Source organism: Sphingobacterium rhinopitheci, assembly GCF_022627575.1.
In the GTDB taxonomy this organism is placed as follows: Bacteria; Bacteroidota; Bacteroidia; order Sphingobacteriales; family Sphingobacteriaceae; genus Sphingobacterium; species Sphingobacterium rhinopitheci.
The window spans coordinates 1-17,887 of the sequence record NZ_JADEYQ010000029.1 but is presented as its reverse complement, the minus strand read 5'-3'; the positions used below and the strand labels follow the sequence as shown (position 1 = coordinate 17,887).

The following is a 17,887-nucleotide window of genomic DNA, read 5'->3' as shown; positions in this document are numbered from 1 at the left end:
CTTCAGGTATAAGGTTTAGTTCTTCTAGAAAGATGTCAAGTCTTTTATCTTCTTTAGTATAATGGGTCATTTCAAAATAATCAGAAACTCCCTCCGGAATAATCAATGGCATTAAAGCCTTAAACGAGTCGTGCATTTATATCAAATATCAAAACATAAATCTCAGTTTTTTTTATCTAATCCACAACTTTTGTACATGATCCACATTTTCCATGAGCCTTCTCGAATCGAACCCTTGGGTACTCTTCCAAGGGGAAACAAAAAAAGCAACTCTTTTGGAGTTGCTTCTTTGTGATCCCGCTGGGATTCGAACCCAGGACCCATACATTAAAAGTGTATTGCTCTACCAGCTGAGCTACAGAATCTTTTTTGTTACTCCTTCGTTGTTTGGAGTGATGCAAAGGTAGAAAAATATATAATATATGCCAAATGATTTGTGTGTTTTTTTTATTTTTAAATTCGTTTAAATATGATTTAGTGTGGTTTTTGCAAATGTATTTTTATTATTTACGTTTATAATTAGTTATTTATGAATTATTACATTCGGAAAAATATTTTAAATAGAGTTCTGTTTTATGCTGAATTTATAAGGGCTCGAACCATAAAGATTATTTAGAAGGATTTTTTAGGAACAATAGTGGATTTAAATAGGAGTGGGGATGAAAGATTTTTGGGTATACTTCTCTTTTTTTCAGACCAATTAAAAATCATGAAGTAGAGCAAATTTAAGAACATCAGATTGTCAATATTCTTAAGGGATATGAATCAGGTAAGTCGACACACGACATCTGTCGTAAGCATGGTATTACAGTGTCAATTTACTATCAATGGGAGCAAAAGTATGGTAATATGCACGCTCAGTATTTGAAAGAACTCAAGGTTCTAAGAGAAGAAAACAGTCGGTTAAAGCGGATGTTTGCAGATTTGATCTTGGATCATCGTATTTAAAAGATATAATCGAAAACCTAATGTAAAATTTTCATGAATAACATGAAAAATAAGCAACTCTTTTGATTTGCTTATTTGTGATCCCGCTGGGATTGTCTCAGCCCCGCTATTCCCGCACACTTTTCTTGAGCCTTCTCGAATCGAACCCTTGGGTACTCTTCCAAGGGGAAACAAAAAAAGCAACTCTTTTGGAGTTGCTTTTTTGTGATCCCGCTGGGATTGTCTCAGCCCCGCTATTCCCGCACACTTTCCTTGAGCCTTCTCGAATCGAACCCTTGGGTACTCCTCCAAGGGGAAACAAAAAAAGCAACTCTTTTGGAGTTGCTTTTTTGTGATCCCGCTGGGATTCGAACCCAGGACCCATACATTAAAAGTGTATTGCTCTACCAGCTGAGCTACAGAATCTTTTTTTATTACTCCTTCGTTGTTTAGAGTGATGCAAAGGTAGAAAAAAATATATATTATAGGATGATAAAATTGAGAAATAATGTCTAATAATTCATCTATAAAGGTAATGTGTTGATTTATAAATGAATTAATTTTCACTTATTAAACACAGTAACGATAGTTTTTGAATAAAATACTATTAGTAGTAATAGATTTTATTCAAAAACTATCGTTATAGGTATAAATTTTATGCTTTAGACATTTGTTGGATGACTACCACGTGCGATTGAAATGCATTCCAAAATGTACGGTATTCATTATATTTTATATTAAAATCATCACATGTTTCTTTGACAATTTTATTTATTGCCGGATAATGTATATGACTAATTTTCGGAAATAAGTGGTGTTCTACTTGAAAATTTAATCCGCCTAAAATCCAGGTAAGGATTTTGCTATTTGTAGAAAAGTTTGCTGTCGATTGAATTTGGTGTATCATCCACTCTTCATCAACCTTTGTCGAGTCTAAAGATTTAAATTCTGTCTCATCTACAACGTGCGCTAATTGAAAAACAACAGCTAAGCAAATTCCACAAACTGATCCAGAGATCAATAATCCTATTAATGTAGGTATCCAACCGAGAACGGAAATTGGGATTACAATAAAAAGAATAAAGTGAAACACTTTAGAAGCCCAAAAGATAACTCTTTCATTTGTTGGGAAGTGGAATTTTTCTTTAGATCCGCTCATTTTTTGTCTAAAATATTTCTCGTAATCCTGATAAAAGATCCATGCAAAATATGAAATACTATATAGTAGTAAGAAATAGAATCGTTGAAAACGATGATATTTCTTCAACTCTTGATCTTGATGAATACGCATAAATTTCACCTCAATATCGTGGTCTTCACCATTGATATTTGTGAAAGTATGATGTGCGATATTATGTTTTAATTTCCAGAAATAAATGTTTCCACCTAATAGATTTAATGAATAGGATAATATATAATTTAAGGTCTTGTTTTCGCTAAATGAATTATGTCCTGCATCGTGCATGATGTTAAAGCCTATTGCAGCTAGGTTGACACCAAAGCATAAACAGCAAAGGATTTTTAAGCCCCAGTGTATATCAGTAAATACCAATATCGAATATAGGATGACAAAAGTGCTAAGAAGTATTATTGCTTTTAAAAAGATTCTAAGGTTACCTGTTTTTTTAATGTTGTACTGTTGAAAGTATTCGTTTGTTTTATTCTTTAAAGATTTAGAGAATAAGGTATTCGCATTGTTAAATTTTATTGATTGTTGCATTAATTCAATGAATTGTTTTTATGTGTTTTTTATTTTTTGTTCATAAAGATACATAGAAGAGTTCGAAATAATAGTAGAATAATAGTAATGTTAATTTTTTTTAACATTAGCATTGTTCCTTAGTATTCTTTCAATTCAAATCTTCTATGAAATGTGTTTTTTTAAATATAGTGTTGCTTTACCTTTGCGAAACCCCTATTTTTGCTTTACGACTCTTTTTTATCTTATAGAGATAATCATAGTTTCTATAATTTAAAATATACATCTATCATGTTAAACTATCCATTTCCTGAAAACGAAGTTGAACGTATTAAAAGGCTAACTACTTATGATCTTAAAGGTTTAGGCAAGGAGCCCGAATTTGATGTGTTCGCTGAAGCAGCCTGTTTGATAACAGATTGTAGATATTCCATAATAGCAATAATGGAAGAGGAAACACAATTTATACAAAGCTGTGTAGGGTTAGAATTGGATAGTGTTGAACGACATAATACTATCTGTCAGTATACGGTATTAAGCAAAGATGTACTAATTATAGATGATACTTTAAATGATCCAAGAACAGCTACAAATCCACTTATTTTGGCCGGTAATATTCGTTTTTACGTAGGTTTACCGATCATGGACGATGATGGCTTTGTTTTAGGTACGATATGCGCTGTAGATACTGAACCAAAAATATTATCTGAAAAACAGATAAATACTTTAAAGCAATTGGGTGAAGCGGTATCAAAACTATTTTTATCAAAAAAGCATAAAGTGCAATCTAGTTATTTTGAAGAGTTGGTGGCCGTATCTAACAACCTAATTTGTGTACTTGATAACGATTTTTTGATAAAGGAGGTAAATCCAGCTTTTGAAAGTATTCTTCATACAACAAAAGAGTATTGTATCCATAAACCAGTTGTTGAATTATTGAAAAATAATTCTATAATGGATATATTACAGGGTATCCATAAACAAGAGGATGGGGTCGAGGTTAGAACATATACAGCTAAAGAGGATGGTGGTGATATAATCATTGAGTGGTATTTAAAATATCATAAAAACAATCAAGAAATTTTTGCTTTTGGTAGAGATATAACTAGGGAAATAGAAGAACGTTTAAAACTAGAAGTCTCCGAAAGAAGATTTCGCACTTTTTATGAAAACTCGATAGGTTTAATGAGTATGCATGATTTGCAGGGCAATATATTGTCTGTAAATCAAAAAGGACGTGAAGCTTTAAATTATAGCGAAGAGGAGGTCACAACGCTTAGTTTAAAAGATATTATTGTACCTGAACGTTTTGATGGTATTGATGATTATTTGAAGCGAATAGCACTCCATCAAGAAGATTCAGGAATGATGATCATTCAATCAAAAGACGGTATTCGTAATTATTGGTTGTATAATAATATCGTTGATTTTGACAATGAACGGAATCCATATGTCATGAGTACAGCTCTTAATATGACCGATAGGTTTAATTTAGAGCTTGATCTTTTACATACAAAGCAGATTTTGGAACATACAAATACTGTCGCACAAGTTGGTGGATGGGAAGTTGATTTTGAGAATAATAAATTGTATTGGTCGGATTCTACAAAGAGTATTCATGGTGTGGATAAAGGTTTCATTCCGGACATAGAAAATGCTTTTGATTTTTACGACAATGAAAGTAAGGTCATACTTAATGATCTCTTTACGAAAGCTATTACCAAAGGTGAAAGTTACGATCGTCAATTGAGGATACAAAGAAAAGATGGTGAATTGATATGGGTTCGTGTCAAAGGAATTCCCGAATACATAGATAATAAGTGCACACGTATCTTTGGTATTATACAAGATATTGATCGTAGTAAAAAGGTATATCTTGAATTAGAACATAAAGAAGCTATGTTAAGAGCTTTCGTAGATTATGTGCCTGCGAACGTAGCTATGTTTGATAGTGATTTTAAATGTCTCTCAGCTAGTAATCAGTGGGTAGAGGAGTTTAGTCATGATAAAGATGGATTTCTTAACGAAAACTTGCTTACCTTATTTCCGCATATTTCTGAATATAGGTATAAAATATATACTGATGCTTTAGCTGGTATATCCTATAAAAATTCAGATGAGGTTCTTCTTTTAAAGGAGGGGGCTAATCCACAGCATTATAATTGGGAGGTAAGGCCTTGGCACCTTTCAGATCGAAGTGTCGGAGGAATTATTATCGCTGCGCAAAATATTACGGATGTAGTCGATGCTAATAATGGCTTGCGTCAAGCTAAAGAATTAGCAGATATTGCTAACAGAGCGAAGTCTGATTTCTTAGCTAATATGAGTCATGAAATACGAACACCACTTAATGGCGTTATTGGTTTTTCTGATTTACTTTTAAAAACTCCTTTAAGTGATATGCAAGCACAATATTTGCATTATATTAATGAGTCTGGAACTTCTCTTCTAAATATCATAAATGATATTTTGGATTTCTCAAAAATTGAGTCTGGTAAATTAGAATTATATATTGATAAGCATAACGTATATGATTTAGTGAGTCAAGTTATTAATGTGGTAATGTATCAGGCGCAGCGTAAGGATATTGAACTTCTATTAAATATAGAGCAAGGCCTACCAGAACATATATGGGTGGACGAAGTACGTGTCAAGCAGATTCTGATTAATCTCTTGAGTAATGCAGTTAAATTTACCGATGCTGGAGAAATTGAACTTAAGCTAGCGAAAAAAGAATTTATAAACGATAAATTGGTTCTTAGGTTTTCTGTACGTGACACAGGTATCGGTATACCTGTGGATAAGCAACAGCGTATATTTGATGCCTTTACGCAAGAAGATAGTTCGATTAGTAAAAAATACGGTGGTACTGGTTTAGGGTTAACAATTTCAAATAACCTACTAAAATATATGGGAAGCAAATTGAATCTCATAAGTGAAATTGACAAGGGGTCCGTTTTTTATTTTGATTTAGAGGTTGCATATGAACTAGAGAATATTAATGTTGATCAAGAATTATTACCCATTAAAAATGTATTAATTGTAGATGATAATGAAAATCATCGATTGATATTAGAACATATGCTTTCTTACAAAGGGATAGAGTGTGTATCTACTTCGAATGGTATGGAAGCCCTGCAGCTCTTAATTAAGGGGGAGCGATTTGATATTATATTAATGGATTATCATATGCCTGTGTTGACAGGTGTAGAAACTATGCATAAAATCAAAGAACTATTTAGTGAACAAGGAGAGAATGTCCCCCTTGTGGTGCTACATACGTCAGCTGAGCAACACGAATTAATAGCTTCATTTCGTCAAGAAGAAGGTGCTTTTTGCCTATTAAAGCCTGTTCGGTCAAATGAATTGTATGAATTGATCAGGCGTATTATGGTTCATAATAATGAAGATAGAAATAGAAATTTAGAAGTAGCAAAAGATAATTTTTATACGAAGAATGCCAAGATATTATTGGCTGATGATAATCCCGTGAATATGGCTCTAAATATCCATATTATGAATATTGTAATGCCTAATGCATTAATGGTACAGGTTACCAATGGTGTAGATGCTGTATTGTCATGTGAAAAAGAAACTTTTGATATCGTATTGATGGATGTACAAATGCCCGAATTGGATGGTATTGAGGCAACAAAAAGAATACGTCAAATAGAAGGATATCAAGAAGTGCCAATTATTGGTATAACTGCTGGTAATGTATTGGGGGAGCGTGAGCGTTGTCTAGCAAGTGGTATGTCTGGTTTTTTAGCAAAGCCGATACGCCAAAAGGATCTTGAGTTAACCATAGCTGAGGTGGTAAAAAATGATATTGTTAGTGTAAAGATTGTGGAAAAGGATTATTTGGATATTACAACACTAAAAGGGCAGGTTGGAGATGATGAAGGTTTTATGCAATATTTTTTGGATTTGGTCTTAACAGAGCTTAAGCAAACTGTTTTGTCGCTGAATAATGCTTTTGATAACTCTGATTTAGATGGTTTAAATGTGTGTTTGCATAAGTTAAGAGGAACAGCTTCTACAGTAGGCTTATTCAAGTTAGCGGAGTCTGCTTCTTTGTTCGAAGAGATGATTCTGAAGCATGATAAAAAAAATCTTAATTTGTTATTTAGTAATTTTGATGAGGTGAATAAGGATATTGAAATTGGTATTCAATTGATAAAAAACATCTTAGCTAAATAATTAGCATTGTCAGTAATTACATTTTATTAGGAAGGACACTAATATTGGCAAGAATTTATAGCTATTTAGAAAATCCAAAACAGTTTCAATATTAGTGTTCCTATTTTAAGACAATTAGTTTATTTGTACTGATGCATTTGTCTCAGAATTTATGCGTAAATATATGAAGGACATATAGTATAAATCATCACAATTGTCTTTTTGACTTACTTGTTTCTTAGTAAGAATATATTATTATAATTTATTGGTTAATTAATTATGATAGTTTTTAATTTAATGGTGCTATAGATATATAGCTACAATATTATCTTTAAAGTTAATTAATTAAACTCTTTGTTTTTATTGTTGTTAAGTTTGCTTTCAACAAAAATAACATGGAGATTAAAGAAAGCAAATTATACGATACTACTGAAGTGCTTGAAACAAGTACTATGGTAATTAAAGAAACAAAAGAGGATACTTTATCTGAAGTTAGCGACAAATTAACTGATGACGCTATAGCGGAATGGATGGATGAATTTGATATCTTAAATATTAGTTATCCCTAAGATTATCATTCACTTCTTTGCAAATGTTTATTGATATAGCTCGTACTACTAAGCTTGGAATTATTAATCACAGATTAATAATATGAACATTATCGATACGCTAATTGCCAATATTAATTTAATAAATAAGTTTGTTCAATACTTTTAATTAATTGTACATCGGTGATGTAGTGTAGCTTTTTATCTTTAAAGGCTATTTCTTTAGCAACTTGCTCTCCTTCTAAAACAAATTTTTGAAATTGCTTGTAATGCTCTTTTCTTAGGCTATCATCTTTAGATTTTAATAACTGAAGTCTATCTACCAACGTTTTATTAATCTTGATTTCAATTTTTCCGGTGATATTTTCTTGCTGAAATAACAAAAGTGGCTTTTTTGAGCTTTGAAAATAAATAGCAAAAGCTTCTAATTTATTATCATCTTCAATAATATAAGCTTCAAATTTTATTTTACCTATTTGCTTTTTGTCAATTAACCTCGGGTATCTCATATAATTAATTTTTTAGGTAGTTTATTTTGTTGTGTAAAGATAGATTTATTTTGTTTTAATTTAATGGTAATTAAAATATTGAAATGCAATAAAACACAACATTGCTAAGTATAATCTATTGGTTAGTAGTGTTTTGTAATTATCTCTGTGTGTCTTTTATTTATATGTTATTTAATTTTTGTAGTAATTTAACTACTTACGTAGGGTAGTTACTAGGTCGTTGTAATGTGTTTATTGGATATTAATATGTTATAGTTTTTTGCTTAATTGTACTTTTATTGTCGGGTAATATAAGGTGTACAAATGTTTCGAGTAATAATTAGGAGCTGTTTTTTCAAATAATGATAATATTTTATTTCATTGCTTTTGATACTGTATATTGTTTTGTTGGTTTTGTGAAGGTGTTTTCTTTATTAGCCAAACATATAATAAGATATATAAGTTGGTAAGCTTGTAATTTAAGTTCAAATAAAACATCTACTATGATCTTTACATCATCTGATTATTTCATGGAATACAATATTAGTATGCAAATATGATTTTTATTAACATATGAATGCTGAACTTTAATTGTAATGCGATCCATCAAGCTACATAATTATTTTTGTTGTAATATGCTTTTCTCTAGGTGAAACAATTTTACTATAATTTCTGTTTAAAGGAATAGCGGATAACATTTTATTATGCCGCTGTAGTTAGGATATATCATGATCTTTTGGGCTATTTTTCTTTTGTAGTATTTAATAGCTAACAAGTATGAAAACATATAACATTTACCTATTATGCATTTTGATAGATTAAATATAAGATTATTACAAAATTTGAAGAAATCTGGATATAATATTTTGACGTCGAATAATAGGTCAGATCATGAAGCTGTTTATTGGTTTCCAGAAAAAGTAGATAATGTAAATGATTATTTAAGTGGTAGACATGGAACCAAGGTGTCAAATTTGGAACCTACGATATTAATAATTGATGAGGCACTTGAAAATATGGAGCAACAATATTTGTATGGTTATGTGTTTTGTATGAAATGGAATTGATTATAATACTAATTTATATTTTGTTCTAAGGGTGGGGGGCAATTGTATCAACAAATGCTAGCAAAAAGAAATCGATATTAGAATAGCTAGAATAAAAATGGAATGTAAATTTTGATGTGAAACATAATATATGGAGTTGCTCACTTAATCGTCATACATTTTAATAATAATTATATAATATTTTAACTTTGGAAATATGGATTAATCTCCGTGAAAAATATGACCACTCGTTTAAACCTTCCGCTGTTGGATTAAGTAAAAATAGGAACAACCTTTCTGAGCTAGCTCTTTAATTAAGAATCTCCGTTGCTCAGTTATATAAATGGCGCAATGAGTCAGCACAATTTTGTGTATGTAGTTTTACAGAGAATAGTAATTTGAAACAAATACCAGTACAAGAACGTATACATTATTTTAGATATTACCACCGATTTTTGTTACAAGTACCGAATATCTGGGTCACTAATAATACATACTTTAAGGTGGTCAAATCTATCTCGATGCTAACAAATGTGAAATGTCATTTACCGACCCCATTATTGCGCCATGCAGCGCAGTTTGCTATTTAAACATAGTAAGTAAGTAGACACAAGTTAAGAATCCCGCTGTTTATAATAATATATATTCGTTAAATTTGTTGCTAAAGTCAGCGTCTGTTGATATAAATTTAGATAAGTTCTTTTATCAGCCTTTTTGCTGCTATGGTGCCGTACCTATTTGCATTACGTTCCAATTCCTTGTTATTTAAGTCTGGGAGCTTAGTACGTAAAGTCAAAGTGATAGCCTGTCTGTCTTCTGCTAATGTATCCAAATTATTAAGCATGTCAACCAGCAGATATTCTTGCGTTAGTTTTTTAGGGAACTTAGGTTTTCTTCTAAATTGATATACTCTGTTGCCCAGTTTTATGTCCTCATGCCTTTTGTGGTTGTATATGCGCTTTGTATTATACAATTGTGTACTACCAAGTCCTAAGGCATTATAGTAATTAGGTGATGTTATTAGATAATCGTCGCCTTTAAGAAATGTTTTTATCAGCTGCTCCTCATCTGGTGGCGCTATACCAAAAGCCGTTTTCTTAGGCGCGTAGTAAAGTCCCTGAGCCAGCTTTTGTAATGAGCCGTCAGAAACGGATTCGGCTAGATGTCTATCTATAGCTGTAGAGAACTTGGATAGTTCATCGCGTCGATAGACTTTGCCTGCACGTAGTTTTTTCTTAAAATTATCTAACGATGACATAATACAAATGTATGAATATTTATTAAAAATTCATGCAATTTATTTTAAAATATATTTTGTATTTAGTATGTAAGCTAATCTATTTTAGTTGATTATAATTTTTATATTTCGTCATTGCGAACGGAGTTGATACGTATCGTCATTGCGAGGAGGAACGATGTTTATTAATTCGTCATTGCGAGGAGGTACGACGTGGCAATCTGCTATTCAAGGTGAGATTGCTTCGCATGCTCGCAATGACGGTTTTTTCTGTCGTCATTGCGAGGAAGAACGACATGGCAATCTGCTATTCAGTAAGAGATTGCTTCGCATGCTCTCGCAATGACGTATAGTTGGAACAGATTGCTTCGCATGCTCGCAATGACGGTTTTTACTATCGTCATTGCGAGGAGGTACGACGTGGCAATCTGCTATTCAGTAAGAGATTGCTTCGCATGCTCGCAATGACGGTTTTTTCTGTCGTCATTGCGAGGAGGTACGACGTGGCAATCTGCTATTCAGTAAGAGATTGCTTCGCATGCTCGCAATGACGTATAGTTGGAACAGATTGCTTCGCATGCTCGCAATGACGGTTTTTACTATCGTCATTGCGAGGAGGTACGACGTGGCAATCTGCTATTCAGTAAGAGATTGCTTCGCATGCTCTCGCAATGACGGTTTTTTCTGTCGTCATTGCGAGGAGGAACGACATGGCAATCTGCTATTCAAGGTGAGATTGCTTCGCATGCTCGCAATGACGTTTTTTTCTGTCTTCATTGCGAGGAGGTACGACGTGGCAATCTGCTATTCAAGGTGAGATTGCTTCGCATGCTCTCGCAATGACGTATAGTTGGAACAGATTGCTTCGCTGCACTTCGATAGACTCAGTGTGACACTCGCAATGACGGAATAGCTGCAATGACGGAAAGTTACCAATGCTGTACTTCGGTTTCAAATAAATCTATCCAGCTTGGATTTAAATCGTTTATCATTTTTTCTTTATTTTTTCTGTTACCTGCTTTTATTCTTTTTTCTTCTGCGATAGCTTCTTTAATTGTAGGATAAAATTTAAAGTACACCAAGCTTGTTAAATTGTACCTGGCTGTAAAAGAATTTATGTTTTTCTTGTTTAGGTGCTCATATATCCTAGATTGCAAATCTGATGTCACTCCTGTATAAAGTGTTGATTTATTTTTATTGGTTAATATGTATACGCATCCACCTCTTTCCATCTAATGAATATACGGAATTTATAAGAGATTGCTTATTCGTCATTGCGAGGAGGAACGACGTGGTAATCTGAAATTTAGTAAGAGATTGCTTCGCATGCTCGCAATGACGGTTTTTTCTGTCGTCATTGCGAGGAGGTACGACGTGGCAATCTGAAATTTAGTAAGAGATTGCTTCGCATGCTCGCAATGACGGTTTTTTCTGTCGTCATTGCGAGGAGGTACGACGTGGCAATCTGCTATTCAAGGTGAGATTGCTTCGCATGCTCGCAATGACGGTTTTTTCTGTCGTCATTGCGAGGAGGTACGACGTGGCAATCTGCTATTCAGTAAGAGATTGCTTCGCATGCTCTCGCAATGACGGTTTTTTCTGTCGTCATTGCGAGGAGGAACGACATGGTAATCTGAAATTTAGTAAGAGATTGCTTCGCATGCTCGCAATGACGGTTTTTTCTGTCGTCATTGCGAGGAGGTACGACGTGGTAATCTGCTATTCAGTAAGAGATTGCTTCGCATGCTCGCAATGACGGTTTTTACTATCTTCATTGCGAGGAGGAACGACGTGGTAATCTGAAATTTAGTAAGAGATTGCTTCGCATGCTCGCAATGACGGGGTATTCGCAATGACGGGCTAGTAAGGTTAACTTACTAACTCGCCTTTGAATGCTTTTTGTAAAAGGGATTGAAATAATTCCTCAGATTTCTCTCCATTGGTCTGTGCTTTTAATTGATTGATGATTTCAATCTTTTTAGCAAATTCTTCTTGCAGTTGAATTGGAACTGAAATAACCTCAAGATTTCTTAGAATTGCTAGATTAATGTTTTTTTGTGCTGATTCAGGAGCTTGTTCTTCTAAAATTTTTTGAAAGAAGGAAAACCAATATTGTATAAAAATTTCATTAGAGAAACCATTTGAGTTAAAACCTACTACACTGTCAGTGAAGCATGCATTGAAGGTTAATATTCCTGTTTTAGCAATATTAGCATCTATTGTGATTACATTATTGGCGATTATTGTAATGAAATTTATTTAAAGCATAATTATTACTATGATCTAAATTTCAAAGCACAAACAGTTCATTATTTTCGGCTCCTTCAGAACTGTTGTACATGATCCGAAAAACCATATAATACATATCAATATTTGTTACATAAAAAAGAGGATGATAAAAAATTATCATCCTCTTTTACACTTTCTTTTACACCTTGTAAAAAAGAAAACCCTTGAACGGACATGTTCAAGGGTTATAGTACCTAGGGCGGGAATCGAACCCGCACTCCCTTAACGGGAACAGGATTTTAAGTCCTGCGTGTCTACCAGTTCCACCACCTAGGCAACTCTGGAGCGAAAAACGAGATTCGAACTCGCGACCCCAACCTTGGCAAGGTTGTGCTCTACCAGCTGAGCTATTTTCGCTTTTGTAAGTCTTTTATTGTTGAGAAGACCTCGCGTCTTCAATTTTTTATACTTCTTTATAAAGTATATTTTTGTTGTCTTTAGTACCTAGGGCGGGAATCGAACCCGCACTCCCTTAACGGGAACAGGATTTTAAGTCCTGCGTGTCTACCAGTTCCACCACCTAGGCAACTCTGGAGCGAAAAACGAGATTCGAACTCGCGACCCCAACCTTGGCAAGGTTGTGCTCTACCAGCTGAGCTATTTTCGCTTTTATAAGTCTTTCAATGTGTCAAAGCATCGCGCTTATCCGTTTTGATGATGCAAATATAGAGGTATAATTCAATTCTACAAAATGTTTTTTTCTATTATAGTACTTTAGAGGACTGTATTGATCGCAAATCCTTATAAATCAATTTGTAAATTTTTAGTTTTTTTTTACTTTTCCCTTTTAAGGGGAGTTATTTTAGTTTTGAGAAGATTAAATCGCTCTCATAACCCTTCGATTGTAGGTGACGCACCAATTTAGCTTTGTCAGCAAGGCTGAGTTTGGAGCCTGTATCGGGGATTTTTTTTTCAATAATACTATCTAATTTATTTTCATATTCGTCAAGATCAATCTCGCGCAATGCTATTTTGATTAATGGATCTGATACACGTTTGGCTTTGAGGTGTTGTTTTATTTTTACCTTTCCCCAGCCTTTCATTCTAAATTTACCGAGTACATATGCTTTGGCAAACCGCTCTTCATTTAAAAAGTTCTCACTAATTAAATCTGAAATCAATTGCTCTACTTCTTCTAGGTGTAATCCCCATTCATACAATTTGTCGCGTACCTCTTGTTGAGCACGCTCTTGGTAGGCACAGTAACTTTCTGCTTTTAGTTTTGCTTGATGCGGCGTATATATTTTTTTCTTTTTTTCGTACTCATCCATATAAATACAAATCTTCAAAAAATGATAGACTTATTGAAAATAATAGTGAAATTTGTTTCAACAATTGGGATATGTATAAGATTACAACATTACTGGAAAATATCACTTATCTAGAAACATCGCTTTCCGTAGAAGACGCTACCATAACAGAATTGGTATACGATACACGTAAGGTCTATAACGGAGAAGGTGCTTTGTTTTTTGCATTAATCAACCAACGTGATGGACATGATTATATAGCCGAAGCCTATGCTAAAGGGGTGCGCAATTTTGTAGTCGCTAAACAGGATACACAAGCTGCAGCTTATCCCGGATCTAATTTTATTAGGGTAGGAGATACCTTAACAGCAATGCAAGAAATTGCAACATTTCATCGCGATCAATTTTCATATCCTATCATCGGTATTACTGGAAGTAATGGGAAGACGATCGTAAAGGAATGGTTATACCAATTATTGTCTCCCGACTATAACTGCTATCAAAGTCCAAAAAGTTATAACTCTCAATTGGGGGTTGCTCTTTCATTGTGGCAACTGTCTGCGGATTATGATATGGCGATTATAGAAGCCGGTATCAGTAAGGTTGGTGAGATGGATAAGTTAGCCGCGATGATTAGACCTACTTTTGGCATATTCACAAGCCTGGGGACAGCGCATCGCGAGGGGTTCACTTCAAAAGAGGAGAAGGCAGTAGAAAAGTGGAAACTCTTTGCTGATACTACGCGAATTGTAGCACCAGAACCAGCAATAAAAGATTTTTGTACGGTTGATAATCGTGTTGTTTCTTGGGGTTATTCACCTGATTTGTTTGTTTATATTTCTGATATAAATGTTAGATTAAAAGATACTTATGTTTGTGTTGTTGTTGGTTTTGCGAAATTCGCAATTAGTATTCCTTTCGTCGATAAAGCTTCTATAGAAAACGCATTAACGTGCATTACTGTGCTGTTTGCACTCGGATATAAAGCTGAGGTTATTGCGCGACGCATAGCTGGATTAAAGCCATTGGAAATGCGTCTTCAATTGAAACGTGGAAAAGATAATTGTAGCATCATAGATGATAGTTATTCCAATGATTTGGCTTCCTTGCAGATTGCTTTAGATTTTCTTAATCAACAATATCAACATAAAAAAAAGGTGTTAATATTAAGTGATTTTGAAGGGGAGGAATGGACGAGTAGGTTTGAAACTAAGCTATTGAATCTATTCGATAATGCAGAATTAACCGAATTATATCTGATAGGACCTCGTTATGAGGCGCTGAAAAATAAACTTCCTGAGGCTAATTTCTATTCTTCAACAGCTATCTTCTATAAGAGTTTATCGGCTATCCATCTACATAATTCTACCATTTTGGTCAAGGGAGCGCGCAAATTTCAGTTTGAAAAGATCGTTTCTCGACTTGTAGATCAATCACATGAAACGGTATTGGAGATCAATTTGAAGGCTATAGAACATAATATTCAGCAGTATCGATCGCGTCTTCAGCCTGGGGTGAAAATGATGGCTATGGTCAAGGCTTTTTCCTATGGTTCGGGGAGTTTTGAGGTAGCTAATGTGTTGCAATTTAATAAGATAGATTATTTAACTGTAGCGTTTGTTGATGAAGGTGTAGCCTTGCGTAAAGCTGGAATTTCTCTGCCTATTATGGTTTTAAGTCCTCATGAATCTACATTCGAAGATTTGATAGCTTATGATTTAGAACCGGAAATATATAGTATGAGGATATTGAATAATTTTAGTAATTTCTTAAATAATAAGTCATTAACTTCTTATCCCATCCATATAAAATTGGATACTGGTATGCATCGATTGGGTTTTATGCCTGATGAAATAGCAGATTTATTGTTGCTACTTTCGCAGATTGATACCGTAAAAGTAGCTTCTATGTTTTCTCATTTAGTTGCTGCTGGAGATTCTGAATTGTTGACATTTACGCATCATCAGATAAATGTTTTCTTGAAGTATTCCACGTTGTTGGAGCAGGCTTTGGGGTATTCGGTGTTGAAGCATATTTGCAATACTTCGGGTATTGCTCATCATCCCGAGGCACATCTCGATATGGTTCGATTGGGGATAGGATTATATGGTTTTGATATGGCACCTAAGGATTTATTATTAGAAGAGGTAAGTCAATTGAAGACAACAATTACGCAGATTAAATACCTGGCAAAAGATGAAACAGTTGGGTATGATCGCAAAGGGATACTGCAAAGAGATTCGGTAATTGCAACAGTCAAGATTGGGTATGCTGATGGCTATAATAGACGTCTAGGCAACGGTGTAGGTAAGATGTTAGTCAATGGCAATCTGGTACCTACCATTGGTAATATATGTATGGATATGTGTATGCTCGATATTACAGATATTGACGCTAGAGAGGGAGATGAAGTGAAAGTATTCCCTGATGTAGCTTTTGCAGCTAAACAAATAGGAACTATTCCATACGAATTACTAACAGGTATTTCATCTCGAGTAAAAAGAGTGTATTTTTACGATTAGAAATTTGATGTGTTTCATCACTGTACAAATGCATTATTATCGTCAATAATGCATTTTTTTGTTTCTGTATATTGTGGTATATTCGTATATGGGGGCATATTTAGGGGCAAAAAATAATTTATAATTAATGGAGTTAAGTGTCAGTGAGTCAGTTTTTAAAGTGTGGAATGCGTATTTAAAAACTAAAGATAAAAATGCGAAAAATTGGAGGGTTGTTATTAAGTATACCGTGTCAGATGGGAAAATAAAAGAATGGTCTAATAGCTATAAGATGAATAAACTACCATACGTAAAGAATTCTAAAGTTGTATTGTCAGAATACTCAAGGAGACTTAAATATGCTTTAGTTTTGGTAGATGAGCTTAATTTGAAAATTTCTAAAGGTATGTTTGATGCTGAAGTTGGAGATTTTACAGCAGAAAAAATAGATACTCCATTTAGAAATTTTCTGAAGGATTGGTTAATTCGTAAAAGAAAAGATGTTAAACCTCAAACATTTGAGGTGTACCAAAATAAAGTTAATGTTATTAATGATTATTTAGATGTAAATAGTAAATATAATATAACTCTCCGACAATTTAATACATATAATGAAATTGATAGCTTACTACAGTATGTTAAGGCTAAAAATAAGGATAGTAAGACATCATATAACTACTATCAAGGTATTTTGAATGATTTATTTAAAAGTATCACTATAGTAGACAAAATACTTCACCCTACGCAATTAATTATGCATCAATTTCGGAGGTTCCCAATTGGAAGAACAAGTAAAAATTTGGCATACCGTAACGTTAACCAAGCGATACAACTAATTAATGTTTATAATGAAAATTTGGGAGCACTAGCTCTCACAATGTTTTATACACTTCATAGAATTGATACTTTGGTGAAGCTTCAGTTTAAAGATTTTGACTTAGATAAGAAATTAATTTATGTTAATAAGGATAAAATTAAAACAGGTAATGCCGTAACTGTTAGAATTCATGAAAATTTATTTCCTCTGATTAATACTTTTGTAAATAATAATGATGTAAAACCTGATGATTATTTTTTTGGAAGTATAGCCTCTAATAATTGTTTTAAAAATGTTAGATTATTTGCTCCCTACCCAACTAAGAAAAGATTATTTTCTGATAATTTTCGCTTATTTAAGAAGCATAAACGTACAGATAAAGCCATATTTACAGATGGGCACGGAATCTATTCGTTCAAACACTCTGGAATCAACTATTATAAACGTTTTTTTACAGACAAAGTTATCATTAAGATTACAGGTCATAAGAATGAATCAATTTTAAAGACTTATTCAAAAGATTTTGAAGCCATTGTTGACGAGGATTTGTGGAATTCAATACAGAAAGAAACCTTGTAATAACCTACCTAATCCCCGTAAATAACCCCTTTTATAAGCCTCATTTTAGAGGCTTTTTTTATAGTTAAAGTTGCGGTATCCCACTATTTTATGTATTTAAACTCATTAATGATATCAATGTAGTGGGGATGTGAATGAAATTCAGTTTAAAATTTTTTTTCATATTTTTTGTATCAAAATTATTACAATTTAAATATATTGAGTTATTTAGCACAACCTGTATTTATGACAATTTCGTGACAAAAGGTAGTTTGTTATGATTGTAATCTATCTTTCAAGGAAATATTTATTAAATAGTAGTGCATTTCAAATACTCTTAAACTTGAT

At 33.3% G+C, this 17,887-nt stretch carries 12 protein-coding genes and 6 tRNA genes; 6 read left to right on the top strand and 12 right to left on the bottom strand.

Annotated features, from left to right (window positions below):
* Window positions 1-292 precede the first annotated feature (292 nt).
* A tRNA-Lys gene (locus IP023_RS14835) sits at window positions 293-365 on the bottom strand.
* Between the two features lie 373 nt (window positions 366-738).
* Here IP023_RS14835 and IP023_RS15995 point away from each other — a divergent pair.
* Window positions 739-948 carry a transposase gene (locus tag IP023_RS15995; RefSeq protein WP_394801861.1) on the top strand — a complete coding sequence of 70 codons (210 nt, stop codon included), beginning with the start codon at window positions 739-741 and terminating at the stop codon, window positions 946-948.
* A 332-nt stretch (window positions 949-1,280) separates the two neighbouring features.
* Here IP023_RS15995 and IP023_RS14830 read toward each other — a convergent pair.
* Together IP023_RS14830 and IP023_RS14825 are read right to left on the bottom strand one after the other, a co-directional pair.
* Window positions 1,281-1,353 (bottom strand) — tRNA-Lys (locus IP023_RS14830).
* 229 nt (window positions 1,354-1,582) lie between these two features.
* A complete protein-coding gene (locus tag IP023_RS14825; protein WP_241791197.1) occupies window positions 1,583-2,647 on the bottom strand; it encodes a fatty acid desaturase family protein in 1,065 nt (354 codons plus the stop codon).
* A gap of 270 nt (window positions 2,648-2,917) precedes the next feature.
* On the opposite strand from IP023_RS14825, the gene IP023_RS14820 reads away from it, so the two are divergent.
* Together IP023_RS14820 and IP023_RS14815 are read left to right on the top strand one after the other, a co-directional pair.
* On the top strand, window positions 2,918-6,826 hold the full coding sequence (locus IP023_RS14820) for a response regulator (protein ID WP_241791196.1): 3,909 nt from the start codon (window positions 2,918-2,920) through the stop codon (window positions 6,824-6,826).
* Between the two features lie 374 nt (window positions 6,827-7,200).
* Entirely contained in the window at window positions 7,201-7,374 is a 174-nt protein-coding gene (locus IP023_RS14815) for a hypothetical protein (RefSeq protein WP_241791195.1), read from the top strand.
* A 113-nt stretch (window positions 7,375-7,487) separates the two neighbouring features.
* Here IP023_RS14815 and IP023_RS14810 read toward each other — a convergent pair whose 3' ends face one another.
* Complete coding sequence (locus tag IP023_RS14810; protein ID WP_241791194.1) at window positions 7,488-7,862, bottom strand: hypothetical protein; 375 nt, start codon at window positions 7,860-7,862, stop codon at window positions 7,488-7,490.
* An 821-nt stretch (window positions 7,863-8,683) separates the two neighbouring features.
* Here IP023_RS14810 and IP023_RS14805 point away from each other — a divergent pair.
* Entirely contained in the window at window positions 8,684-8,908 is a 225-nt protein-coding gene (locus IP023_RS14805) for a hypothetical protein (protein ID WP_241791193.1), read from the top strand.
* A gap of 667 nt (window positions 8,909-9,575) precedes the next feature.
* Here IP023_RS14805 and IP023_RS14800 read toward each other — a convergent pair.
* The 8 genes from IP023_RS14800 to IP023_RS14770 form a co-directional block, all read right to left on the bottom strand.
* Window positions 9,576-10,145 (bottom strand): hypothetical protein, encoded by a 570-nt coding sequence (locus IP023_RS14800; protein WP_241791192.1) that lies wholly within the window; start codon window positions 10,143-10,145, stop codon window positions 9,576-9,578.
* A gap of 908 nt (window positions 10,146-11,053) precedes the next feature.
* Window positions 11,054-11,356 (bottom strand): GIY-YIG nuclease family protein, encoded by a 303-nt coding sequence (locus tag IP023_RS14795; RefSeq protein WP_241791191.1) that lies wholly within the window; start codon window positions 11,354-11,356, stop codon window positions 11,054-11,056.
* A 637-nt stretch (window positions 11,357-11,993) separates the two neighbouring features.
* On the bottom strand, window positions 11,994-12,365 hold the full coding sequence (locus IP023_RS15990; protein WP_394801860.1) for a restriction endonuclease subunit S: 372 nt from the start codon (window positions 12,363-12,365) through the stop codon (window positions 11,994-11,996).
* 239 nt (window positions 12,366-12,604) lie between these two features.
* Window positions 12,605-12,689, bottom strand: a tRNA-Leu gene (locus IP023_RS14790).
* Window positions 12,690-12,694: 5 nt separating this feature from the next.
* A tRNA-Gly gene (locus tag IP023_RS14785) sits at window positions 12,695-12,770 on the bottom strand.
* A gap of 84 nt (window positions 12,771-12,854) precedes the next feature.
* Window positions 12,855-12,939, bottom strand: a tRNA-Leu gene (locus IP023_RS14780).
* Between the two features lie 5 nt (window positions 12,940-12,944).
* Window positions 12,945-13,020 (bottom strand) — tRNA-Gly (locus IP023_RS14775).
* Window positions 13,021-13,210: 190 nt separating this feature from the next.
* Entirely contained in the window at window positions 13,211-13,684 is a 474-nt protein-coding gene (locus IP023_RS14770) for a regulatory protein RecX (protein WP_241791190.1), read from the bottom strand.
* 71 nt (window positions 13,685-13,755) lie between these two features.
* Between IP023_RS14770 and IP023_RS14765 the strand changes: the two genes are divergently transcribed.
* Both IP023_RS14765 and IP023_RS14760 read left to right on the top strand, forming a co-directional pair.
* The gene (locus IP023_RS14765; RefSeq protein WP_241791189.1) at window positions 13,756-16,185 is read left to right on the top strand and encodes a bifunctional UDP-N-acetylmuramoyl-tripeptide:D-alanyl-D-alanine ligase/alanine racemase; all 2,430 of its coding nucleotides are present in this window, start codon (window positions 13,756-13,758) and stop codon (window positions 16,183-16,185) included.
* Window positions 16,186-16,312: 127 nt separating this feature from the next.
* A complete protein-coding gene (locus IP023_RS14760) occupies window positions 16,313-17,560 on the top strand; it encodes a tyrosine-type recombinase/integrase (RefSeq protein WP_241791188.1) in 1,248 nt (415 codons plus the stop codon).
* The last annotated feature ends 327 nt before the right edge of the window (window positions 17,561-17,887 follow it).

What these genes read in the sequence shown, in the direction of transcription:
- IP023_RS14760 (WP_241791188.1), top strand. Translation starts at nt 16,313, where the DNA reads ATGGAGTTAAGTGTCAGTGAGTCAGTTTTTAAAGTGTGGAATGCGTAT.
- IP023_RS14770 (WP_241791190.1), bottom strand. Translation starts at nt 13,684, where the DNA reads ATGGATGAGTACGAAAAAAAGAAAAAAATATATACGCCGCATCAAGCA.
- IP023_RS14825 (WP_241791197.1), bottom strand. Translation starts at nt 2,647, where the DNA reads ATGCAACAATCAATAAAATTTAACAATGCGAATACCTTATTCTCTAAA.
- IP023_RS14810 (WP_241791194.1), bottom strand. Translation starts at nt 7,862, where the DNA reads ATGAGATACCCGAGGTTAATTGACAAAAAGCAAATAGGTAAAATAAAA.
- IP023_RS14820 (WP_241791196.1), top strand. Translation starts at nt 2,918, where the DNA reads ATGTTAAACTATCCATTTCCTGAAAACGAAGTTGAACGTATTAAAAGG.
- IP023_RS14815 (WP_241791195.1), top strand. Translation starts at nt 7,201, where the DNA reads ATGGAGATTAAAGAAAGCAAATTATACGATACTACTGAAGTGCTTGAA.
- IP023_RS14765 (WP_241791189.1), top strand. Translation starts at nt 13,756, where the DNA reads ATGTATAAGATTACAACATTACTGGAAAATATCACTTATCTAGAAACA.
- IP023_RS14800 (WP_241791192.1), bottom strand. Translation starts at nt 10,145, where the DNA reads ATGTCATCGTTAGATAATTTTAAGAAAAAACTACGTGCAGGCAAAGTC.
- IP023_RS14795 (WP_241791191.1), bottom strand. Translation starts at nt 11,356, where the DNA reads ATGGAAAGAGGTGGATGCGTATACATATTAACCAATAAAAATAAATCA.